General features: G+C 38.1%; 1 protein-coding gene. It reads right to left on the bottom strand.

Annotated elements, in window-relative coordinates; all coding sequences use genetic code 11:
• Window positions 1-11,313, bottom strand: an 11,313-nt coding sequence (locus tag HT698_RS04310) for a Rib/alpha-like domain-containing protein (protein ID WP_173264386.1), incomplete at its 3' end; no start/stop codon positions are given.
• Window positions 11,314-12,113 lie beyond the last annotated feature (800 nt).

Below are 12,113 nucleotides of genomic sequence, written 5' to 3'. Positions count from 1 at the left end.
CTTCTCTTTCGCTTTGTCCAACTTACCTTGAGCTGCGGTTACTTTTTCTTTCGCTGCTTGAACTTCAGCCGCTGTCGCATCGTCACCTTTAGCTAATGCATCTGTTGCTGCTTGCTTAGCTGCTGTTACGGCATCTTCTGCTTCTTTCTTAGCAGCTTCGTAAGCTTCAATACTTTCTGGTGTCTTACCTTCTGTATTTACTGCTTCATCTAACTTAGCTTTGTCACCTTCTAGTTGTGTCTTCGCTGTAGTTGTCGCTGCTGCTGTTACGGCATCTTCTACTTTCTTCAACGCGTCTTTGGCTGCGTTTACTTTCGTAATCTCTGCTTGGACGGCTTCCGGTGTCGCATTGTCGTTGTTGATCACTTCTTGCGCTGCTGTCTTAGCTGCTTCTGCTGCTTTCTTAGCGTCGTCATATGCAGTCACTTTGCTTGCTGGCTTGTCAGCTGTGTCTGGTGCACTTGTGATTTCGCTTCCTAAGGCATTATTCGCTTGCGTTAGAGCTGTCTTGTCTGCTGGTTTCACCACATACGGAACTGTTACTTTTTCTGTACTTTGATCTGCGTAAGTAACAACAACGTCAAGAGTATGGCTACCTACTGTAGTTGGATATTGTGTTCCTTCTTTCAGTGCAGCTGATTGTTTGTTAGCTACATCTACCGCCGCAAGTAACTCTGCATTCGTAGGATTTTCACCGATTACTTTTGTAATCGTCTTAGTCGTCACTGTATGTGCAGGCGCTGAAATCGACGTTGGTGTTTGCGCACTCTTCGTATCACCACTTCCCGCTGTCGCAACTGCTGTTACTTGACGATTTCCTTGTACTGAGTTCGCTGGGAAGACCCAAGTATTTCCACGTTTTTCAATACCATCTGCTGTCCAGCCATTCGCTTTACTTACAGTTATTGTATTTACATTTGTATCAGTTGTAGGAACAGTAAATACTACTTCGTCTGCATCTTCTGGAATAGTTACAACAGTTTCACCATTTTGTTTATTCTCATAAGTCAACGCTGCTGGTGCTGGATTTGTCACTGTAATCGTTACATCGTATTCGCCGACTTTATTTGTGCCGGTTGCAGAAGTTTCAGTTAATTGAACCTTATACTTTCTTGTTCCAACTGTTTCAACGTCAGGTGTCTCTTTCCATGTAGCTGTAAAGTCACTTGGGAAGTCTTTTTCTACATCTTTTTCAGTATATTTAATACCTTTTCGAGCATCTGTTTTCAAGTCAGTCAGAGTTTGACTTCCCTTAGCTGCTGTAATGGTTTTCCCTGCGAAACTACGCTCTTTGGCTACATAAATCTTGCTTTCATCGCTTTCCGCAGTAAAGACAGTTTGTTTTACTTTAACAGGTTGGTCTGACGATCCAATTTCAGCTGTTTGGTCTGTCTGACGTAAGTAGGTATTATCTGGAAGTTTATAGGTCCAGACACCATTTTTCAGTGCACCTTCACCTGGTTGAAGATTAGCTGGGTCTTTTCCATTATTAGCGTCAATTTCAACAGTTCTACCAGTTTGTAAGGTCAATACAACCTTCGTAGCACTTTCAAGGGCTGTACCAGAAATTGTACGATCCACATCACTTAGTTTGGCATCTTCGCCACTTCCTACAGTTGCATTAAATGTCGGTGCTGTTGGTTTGGCTACTTGCGTATGAGAAATGTCAATAGTAGAACCATCTTCTGGGAAGTTAATCGTAGCTACTTTCGCCTTATCATCCGTAGTTCCCTTAGTATAAGTTACATCTGCAGGTAAGTTATTATTATTTGCATTAACTTCTTGAATTTTAGCTACAAAGCGCTCTTTGGCTGCATCTATAAAGTTACCATTAGCAATATCACTATTACCATAAGTCACTTTTTCAGCATTCGTTGGATAAGTGACTTGATCTCTGTAGAAGTCAGCATAGTTTTTAACCGTAACCGAATCGCTATTAGTAGAAGATACTTCATAATCAGTATCTACTTGTGTACTTCCTTCTGTTTTTTTGTATGTTCCAGAGACAAGGACATTAGCATTTAGTTGCTCTCCTAATGTTAAGTCTTTCTTGTAGTCAGCTGCCGCGAATGTTACTGTTGCCTCCCCTGCTGTAACTTCTTTTTCTGCTACAACATTACCTTGAGCGTCTTTAAGTTGTACTTTTACAATTGCTCCTGACGCTAATTCCGAAGCTTCTGGTAGGTTAGATACCGTAACGGCAGGTCTAGTTCCTGCTTGTCCTTGAAGTGTTGGTGCTTTTGGTTTAACAGCTAGAGCAACTTTGATGTCTTGCTCACTATAAAGATTACTATCGTCACCACGTAGACCTAAAATACTATTTCCATAGTGAACATTGACATTTTCTTCACGTAATCCTATAGTTGTTTGTGCTTTATCTACTGGAGAAGCACCATAACCATGATTCCCCCATCCGATGAAAACTCTTGATGGAGTACTTAAATTAGTACTTGGTTTGACATAAGAATTGACATTTGTATTTTTAAATGCTTTTCCTACTTCTGTTTCAAAATACTCTTTTCCTGTTGGATAATTTGGCTCATAGTTATATGTTTTGAAAGTAACTGTTTTTACTACAGTACCAGTTCCATTTGGATAAGTAACAATTATTTTGTGTGCCATTTCTCCTGCTACTATGCTTAGAGGCACTCCATTCTCAAATTCAACCGTAGTCCCTGCTGGTCTGTCTCCTTCAAATGCTACATAGAAGTCTGCTGTAGGAGGTTGTGTTCTACCTCTAGTTCCCCATAAAGCTGATGTCAATGCTTTACCAACAATCTCATAGTATGTTGCCACTTCTTTGTTATTAACTTTGCGAAGAGTAACAGTTGGATACACCGTTACTGGAATAGTCAATTCTGTTCTTTCACCATCTAGATTAACTTCTACAGTTTTATTTGTACTTCCTACTGTCGCTGTTGTTGGTTTGTCGCCATCTTTCCATGATGCAGAAGTTAACGTAACCCCTTCAGGAATTTCTACAAAGTTAGCTGCATTATCAACATTCTCAATAGTTGCATCTTTAATAGCGAAGATAGGTTTAAGTTTAACAGCAGTAATCGTAATCATCTTCTCTGCTTTATTACCGTTCTTATCTAAGACAGTTACCTTAATTTCATTTTTAGAAACTGAATCTAAAGTTCCTGTGATTGATTTAGTAGCTTTGTCATAGCTTAGACTCGTTGGCAATCCTGTAACTTTAATATTTCCTTCGTCAATACCTACACCTGTTCCATCTGATAGGTCAAGAGGAATATTAACATTTGTTCCTACTCCTACAATTTTCGAAGAAGCTCCGATAACTGGATTTGTTTGATCTCCAGTTGCAACTTGAGCCACAGAGTCATCACTTTCTACTCCTTGAGCTGCGACTTTAGCTGTTACAGCTGCTTGACCTTTTACTACTTCATCTTTCAGTGTGATTTCACCAGTGCTTGGATCTATACTAATACCGTCTTTTTGACCGGTTGTAATAGTCCATTGGTTATTAGTACCCTTAGTAGCTACAATCTCCGCAACTGCTTGAGGCGTTTTCGTTACATCACCATTATCTTGAAGCTGGTTGTTGTCTGCTGGAGTGTAAGTTACTTTTAGTGTATTAACATTTGGTTTATCCACTGGAGTTATTGTAACATCTCCGTTACCCGCAGGAGTTACTGCTGGTTGACTTGGTTTAACGTTTACTGTAACATGCTCTACATCTTCACTTGTTCCATCTGGATACGCTACTGTTATTGTCGCTTGTTTGACTCCTGGTGCTGATGTATTTAAAGTTCCTGCTTTCCATTCAATCCTTGTATTTTCTGGTAAGCTTGAGGCATTTGATATACTGTCTCTAGCTTCTGGTTGACTATCTTTTTCTACTGTTTTCTCTACTGCTGTTGGTGTGTAAATGTCTCTTTGTGACGGCGCAGTTATCGGAATATCAATAGTTTCCGAAGAACCATCTGGATATGTAATCGTTGCTCCAATTTTGTAACTATTATTAGTTGAATCACGCGTGATAGCACCACCATTATTCATAGAGATCATCATGTTTGCAGTATTATACGCTACTTTTACATCACCTTTTGTAGTAGTGAATTTAAGGTTTTGTTTCATGGCTTCAAACTCTTCTTGAGTCACTGTTGCATTATCTAGCGCAATATCTTTTCCAAGATGTTGAACTGTTATCGTTGGCGTATACTTAGTTGCTTGTGTTCTAACCTTGAATAACACACGTGTTGGACTGGCTTTATCATTAAGTTTATTTCCTGGAACTGTGTGTAAATCATTTCCTGCTGCATCGATTGCACTTGCATAACGAGTTATAATTACGTCTTCATTTGCCCATACTCTTCCATTTTTTTGTAATTTATTCAACGTACCCGTTACAATTGCTGTCTTCGGTGCTTCGTATATCGTATCTCCATTTGTTGGATATCTATCATAATCAATACCCACATCACCTAAGTCAGCAAAGTTTCCATTATATTCAACAAATCCTACTTGCGATAATTTATTTGAATTATCATTAAACGTTGCCACTGGTAAATTAGTTTCTTCTGTTGGTGTGATGTATACTACACGATTTCCATCTGCATCTTCTTCCGTATTTTGGAATTCAACTGTAGGGAAGACATGATCTCCATCTTTAGCAACTCCAGTTGCCTCGCTACTTTCAAGATTACCATTTGTAGTCATGAAGGCTTTAACTTTTACTGTTGAGCCATCTTTTACAGAACGGTCTTTAATTTTAACAGTACCTGTTGCTCCATCAATTGTAATTGGAGTCCCTGAGCCAAATGACCATGTATCTCCATTTTTAGATGCAGTATAGGTTACTTCTTGCGGATTAGTTGCCTGTGTAGTGTAAGTCACTCTTAGACGATTTACATTCGTCTCATTACCATGTGTAATAATCACATCACCATTATCTTGTGGCGTTACTACTGGTGCTGTTGGTTTGACTTCAAAATTAATTGTTTTTTCAATGTAACGACGTCCATTAAGCTGATTATCAGCATTCCCTGTTACTACAGTTCCAATCCCTTCAGTTCCTGCATATCCAACTGGGAAGTATGCTCTAGCTTTCACTACGTAACGTCCTGGTGCTTCTGGTAATTTTGTAATAACCTCACCAGCTTCATTTACCATACGGAATGTCATGCCACTAGGGAAATTACCATTATCTTGACGATTTGTCCCATCGTTAACCGTTAAGTAGTTATTCGCATCTTCAAGACTTTGCCCTGCAGTTGCCGGTACTGTAATTGATGGTTGATTCGCTTGTTTAGAACGTGATGATTCAAAATCTAAATCTACTACTTTCAGACGGAATTTGACTTCTGTTTTATTCCCTGAATCAACTCCATTACTTCCATCAGACACCTTAAGCGTTACAGTTCTAAGTCCTAATTGTGCATTCGCTGGAATTCTTCCTGTGATAGTATGCGTTCCGACTGAATCTTGTGTTTTTCCAGTCTCTGTTAATGTATCACTAGTTCCATTAAACTGAATTCCATTTGGTAAACCACTTACATACTTAAGATTTACTCTACCATCTGAGTCATTATCAAAGAATGTTAATGGTAGATTTAAATTAGCTCCACGATAGACAGTCACTACTGGAGAAGTAGATTCATTAGCATTTAATGTTACGACTCTATCAGCATCTGTTCGATTCGTTAATTTAACTGTTGGGGCTACCTTATCTGCAGTTTCAACTGGTATTCGAATGTCCTTAGTTGAACCATCTGGATACGTAATCGTAGCTCCTACGTAATATGAACCACCCTCACTCTTAATAGCACCATTCTCTTTCATAGTGATATTCATATCTGGAGAATTGTATGCTACCTTAACATCTCCTCTATTTGTAGAGAATGTTAAGTTTGATTTCATCTTATTAAATTCTGCTTCAGTTACACTTACACCGCTTACTGTAAGATCTTTTTTAAGTGTTTGAGCGTTGATAGTAGGTTCATACTTAGCAGCTTGCGTCAATACTTTGATTTTCACACGAGTTGGATTTTGGTTATTATCGCTAACATCTTTCAACTCATTATCTGCAGCATCTTTGGCATAAACATAACGAGTTACAACACTGTCATTGTTATTCCATATACGACCTGTATTTGAATTTATTTTTGGCAGTTTCCCTGTAATCTCAATATCATATGGCGCATTAAACTCAACATTGTTCTCACTAGATTTTTTGTTGTAATTTAAGCCAAATTCCATATGAGTATCACGTCCATTACCATGATATAGCACAACTTCTCTTAACTTACCAGAATTATCATTCACAGTTCCTAATGTAATCGAACCACCCGCTAAATCCTCTGTCGGTGTTACATAAACAACACGTTCTCCACTCACAACTTCTGTATATTTATTACTAAAAGTAAATGTAGGCGGAGTCTTCTCGCCAGCTAGTGAAGTTGCAGGTGTACCAATACTTTCTATACCTTGTGCCTCTACCTTAGCTGTAACTTCTGTAGCATCTCTTACTTGACGATCTTTAATTGTCACAGTTCCAGAAGTAGCATTGATTGTCACACCGTCCGCAGGAGCATTATTCAATGCCCATGTATTACCTGTCTTAGTAGCTGTTACTGTTTGTTGTCTATTATCTTTATCTGTATAAGTAAAGCTCAATGTGTTAACATTCGGTTGATTTGAATGTGCTACTACTACATCCCCATTAGCCTCAGCAGTAACAGTCGGCGCTGTTGGTTTAACATGGAATTCAATATCACGAGTCGTATATGTACGATTTCTAATTTCATCAAGTCTATCTCCTGTTGCATTAGCTGGAGTTGTTGATAAACCATTTGTCGGTACATAAGTTGTTGGGTAGAACGCTCCCGCTTTTACAAGATATTTCCCAGGTGCAGTGAATGTTAAATTTGTTTTAAATTCATTATTATTTGCTCCAGTAATATAACGGAACGTCATACCTTGTGGGAATAATCCATCCCTTCTATCTGTTCCTGTTATTGCAGTTAAATATTCATTCGGATCTGAAGTTTGCTCATTCAGTCTTAATTCCTTAACAATTTTCGTAGCTCCAGTAGTTGATGAATATCTTCCTTCAAAATCAATATCTAAAACACGAATATTGAATTTAACCTCTTTTTTATTACCTTGATCTACATTACCATTAGCAGCATCAGATACTTTTAATGTAACTGTCTGCACTCCAAGAGGCGCATCTGTAGCCACTCTACCTCTTACAGTGTAAGTTCCCGGAGTAGATTCTGTCTTACCATTTTGGTTAATAGTAGCATCGCTAGTAGCTGTTTCACTTTCATTGAATTTTACTCCAGTAGGAAGCCCAGATACATAGCTAATATTTACTTTACCAGTATTAGCATTATCATAATACTTAAATGGTAATTCAACAATCGCTCCACGATATACATCAATAGTTGTAACCGATGGATTATTCGTTAATGTAACTTCAGTATTGTTGTTTGCTTTATTTGTTAATTTAACCGTTGGCGCTACTGTATCTTGAACATTGAATGTAATAGCTTTTTCCACACTTGTTGGGGCATAGATCGTATATTCATTGCCATCAATTGTCTTTTTAACAGGAGTCGTACTGTTAGGTATATTCACTGTTGCTTTGTATTTAGTAACAGTGCCTACTGTGTCTAATTTTGTATTATTCGCTTTAGTTGTTGTTCCCTCTTTCCAAGTATAGGTAACCTTATCCGGAAGATACTTAGACGCTTCAGTTCCTGAGCTATTATCAACCACTTTTAAGTAATCTTGTGGTTCCCCTAGTGTTGAATTAACCGCAACATCTTTAGGTGTATTTTTCGCTTGTACATCTACTACTGTATATTGGAATTTATATGTTTTTTCATTTCCACGAGCATCTCTTACTACAACATTTGCTTCATGTGTACCCAGTGGGGCACTCGCCTCTACCACATTATCGTGTGAAATTTGGTACGTTGCCTCAGCAGAACCATTTCGCATAGTCCCCTCTTTAGCTAAATCACTACTTCCTTGTTTGTTAAACCATACACCATTAGGTGTATCATTCACTTTAAGATATGTCGTTGTTCCAGAATTATCATTAACAACAAATGTCGGATTAAATGCTGCTCCTCGATAAATAGCAAAACGATTATCTGTCGCAGTTTCAGTTAATGCTTTTCCATTCATCGTTACAGTTGGTGCTTCTGTATCACGAGTAACAACTTCATATTTGAAGTAATAATCTTTTTCTTTATTAGATTCATCAGCAACCGTTATCTTAGCTGTATATGAACCTACAGCTTGATTTTCCTGAACACTTCCATTGAATACTGCGTCAAAAGTATTTCGTTCAGTCGCATTATTTTGCGGTGTAAAGTTGGCATTAGCTGTAACACCTGAAGGTAAGTTAGAAATTGTAAATTTATTTAACTTCCCAGCATCATCCCATACCTCAATACGCGGACGGAATCGTTCTCCTTGGACTACTGTATATAATACTTGTGCATTTGCTGCCGTACTTGTTGGCAACAATTCAATATTTCCTACTTTTACTTTCGGTGCTACTATTGCTTGCTTTTCTGTTGACTTTTCAGAATCCACAGTTTGGTGTTTGTTCCCACTGTAGTCAACATGTCCACCTGTTGGAACAACAGAACGAACAAAATAAGTTCCTTTTTCTATTGTAGTAGTTTTAAAAGTTACTTCTCCTCTAGTGTTAGCTACTTGTGTATCTATTTCTCTTGCCTTAGCCTCACCTGGCACTTGAAGGTATAAAGTCATAGGGATACCATTAGTCCCATTAGAAGCTGTTAACGCTCTAGACTCACCAACAAATCCTACATCACCTGTAAAATTAGGCGTTTTAGGTTTCGTAATAAATCTGAAACTTCCTTTATCTGATGAACCATCACCCATCCTACGAATGTAGAAATAAGAATGTTTACCAGGAGTCGACGCTACTTCTTTTGATAAGTCGATTCCAGAAATTTCTGTACCATTTTCTCTATAGAAAGTAAAAGTTTGGTCTACTCCATTAAGAATAACATCTTTTTTCCCTTTTTCTGTAGTCTCAGCTCCATCTTTGTATTCAAGATAAGAATAAAAATCAATCTTACGTTGTTGATCTGGATTAGAACTATTTCCTCCATATGAGATAACTCCGTTCGCACGAGGATCAAATGGTTTATTAACTATATCTCCTCCAGAATATAAGTTTCCACCTAAAGAGGCACCATATCCTGAAAAAGCAGTAGAATAAATTCTATCTTGATCAACTAAGAAATCTCCACTTCCTTTAATCGAGAATGGATATTTATCAATCTCTTGTGATTCTGCTGGTGTTTTTGCAGACCATTGGTTAACAAGGTAAATAGTAGTTAATCCGTCTTCTTGTTTCGTCCCCTTAGAACCAACCGCATAAGCTAAATCACCTATCCTGTGATAGTTACCCGTCGTTTCAAAACTCAGGTGATAACTATCTTTTGTATCCGGCATTTCAAAATAATACAGATTACTATCTTTGCCATTAATGATGTTAAATTTATTATCGGCTAGTGTTCGCTCTGCAGAAGTTTCTTTCGACCTATTATATAAAGCCGAACCTTTTACTTGTCTTGCTAATCTATCTAGTGAACCTACTTCCATTAATTCAGTTAACATTCTACCTTTTCTTGTGATACCTGTTTGATTATTGTTACCTTGTGTTTCATTATCAAACCCTAAGTAATCAAGTTTCAACATATCTAAAATTGTATCGCTATTCGGTGATTCTGCTGTACCTGATGTTTTCCCTGGTGAAATGCGCTCTGCCGTAGCTGTATTAGCTTTGTATCTTTGATCCTTAGGTACTGTAAACCAGAACCCAGATCCTGCTAATTGATGGTTACCTTGATTAATATATAAATCCCATCTGAATCCAGTTTTAGTAGGTGTTACATCGGCATAGATATATCCTTTCCCCTCTGAAACAGAACGGTCTACATTATCAACAGCTACACCTCTTTGTACCCTATTGTAATATACATAAGTATATTTTAAGTAAGGCGACGCACCATGTTTTCCATCTTCGAAATAGTTAACCTTACTATTATCATAAGAAGTTGAACCATTATTAGCTACCGAACGCTCTTGACGGTTTAGTATCGCTTCAGGCTTAGGTATTTCTGTTTTACCACCATTTTCCTTATCCTCTAAAAATCCTTCGATAGTAGCACGAGCATAGTCAAGATCTTGCAGCGCTTTATTGAAGTCTTCTTCTGATATCACACCATCTTCGTCAGCAAGTCCAAGTTTTTCGTTTAACTTGTCGGAATTTGCTTTGATTAACGCTACTTTTGTCTCATCGCCACCATTTTTTCTTAAATAAGCAACGATTTTATCCATTTCATCTTTTAATGCATAAGTACCTGAACCATTTGTGTACGTTGACAATTGTTTCGGTGTTTCTTTTGCTTCAGTCGCAGGTTGTTCTACGCTTTCAGTTCTTTTACCACGTCTTTTAGGATTCGTTTGAGAGCTAGCTTCAGGAGCCGTCTCCTTTCCTGCATCAGTTGGACTAACTTGGTTTGCAACTGACTCAGGCTCGATCACTTCCTCTCTTTTACGACGCTTTCCTCTGCTTGCTCGCTCGGTCACAGATCCTTCTGAAGCGACCAGCTTATTATTTGCCGAATCTGCTTCTCCCAAGTCTATCAATTTTGGTTGCGATGGCTCCAAGGCTTGATTAACACGACGAATTAGAGCTTCCATAGCTCTTGCTTGCTCATCAACCTGCGCTTGCGTCGCTTTTGGATCTTCCAAAACTGCCTTAGCTGCTGCTAGGCGCGCTTCCACTTCAGCATGCAGTTCCTGCATTGAGCTAAGCGTTAGTTTTGCCAACAAAGCTTGCAGATTCCCTTGGGTTGATTTGGCTGCTGTCGTATCAGCGACGGTCGGCTGTTCTTGCTCTTTTACTTCTCCTGCTTGAGAAGGTTCTTGGTTAGCTGGATTTGTCTCGGACTGAGCAGAGTTAGATTCAGCTCCTGCTTGCCCTTGATTGGTTTCCTCAGCTGGCGCTTCCTGCGTTTTCACCTCATCAGCTGCTGTGAGTTCAGCTGGCTGGTCAGTTAGAACCTTGTTCGAGTCTCCCTCATCCGAGCTTCCTAAATCACCGTCTGCCTTTCCATCAGAACCCACCGTAGCTACTTCATTTGCCGTAGCTGGAGTGATGGGTTCATGCGCTGCTACTGCCCCGTTAGCAAAGAACATCAATGCCGCAACCGCGACACTGGCAGCACCAAAGTGATATTTTCGAATCGAATATCGGAAAACCTTTTCTTTGTTATATTTTCCAAAGTCCATGAAATTTTTCTCCTTTTTTGTAAGTTGTTTTGAAAACAAAAATAGCCTTATCATCTTCAAACTCACATGATATTAAATAGTATTGATAGAACTATTTAACCCACTGCACCCAGTGTACAGTCTAGTAATAATTATACCATACCCCCCCCCGAATTTACCATATAATCATCCAAAAATCTTGATTTTTAGAGAATTTTTTAGCATATGTTTATTATATTGATTATAGATATACGCTTTTTTGATTTATTTCCTATAAACTAATAACTTTTCTATATCTTTATTTATGAAAATTTTAGTATAATAATAGTTATAATTGGCTGATTTTTAGTAGTGTGAATATATTAAATATAATTTAGAAACCAAGTATGGATTCAAATTTTAGTTTGAAAAACCCTCCCTATTTTTGGATTGGAAGAGCTTATCATCAGTTTCTGAAAAATGTCTAAGACTTACGGGACTTGTTCGATACCTATTTGCAGCAAGATTAAATGGTTAGCTGGTTAGAAATTGAATTGGTCAGCTTTTATTTCATCTCACTATCCCCTATTCCTAGAGCCACAATCTCCCTATTCCTTCCTTTGACGATTCTCATCTCCAAAATCACTCCTATCCCTAGACCGCTTTCAGCCCTTACCTCATGATAATCAAGCTTGGAAATATAGTAGATTGAAATAAAATATGAACAAATTGATAAGGGGATTTTAAAGTATTTTCTAACAATGCTTTAGAAACTATGATGTGCTATTCTAAATTCAACTCACTATAAAAAGAAACTAAAACAAAATGAAACAAGAATCAAA

This window comes from Streptococcus sp. 3109, from assembly GCF_013276905.1.
GTDB lineage: Bacteria > Bacillota > Bacilli > Lactobacillales > Streptococcaceae > Streptococcus.
Note: the sequence above shows the minus strand (reverse complement) of the source record. Positions and strands in the feature narration are given on the sequence as shown.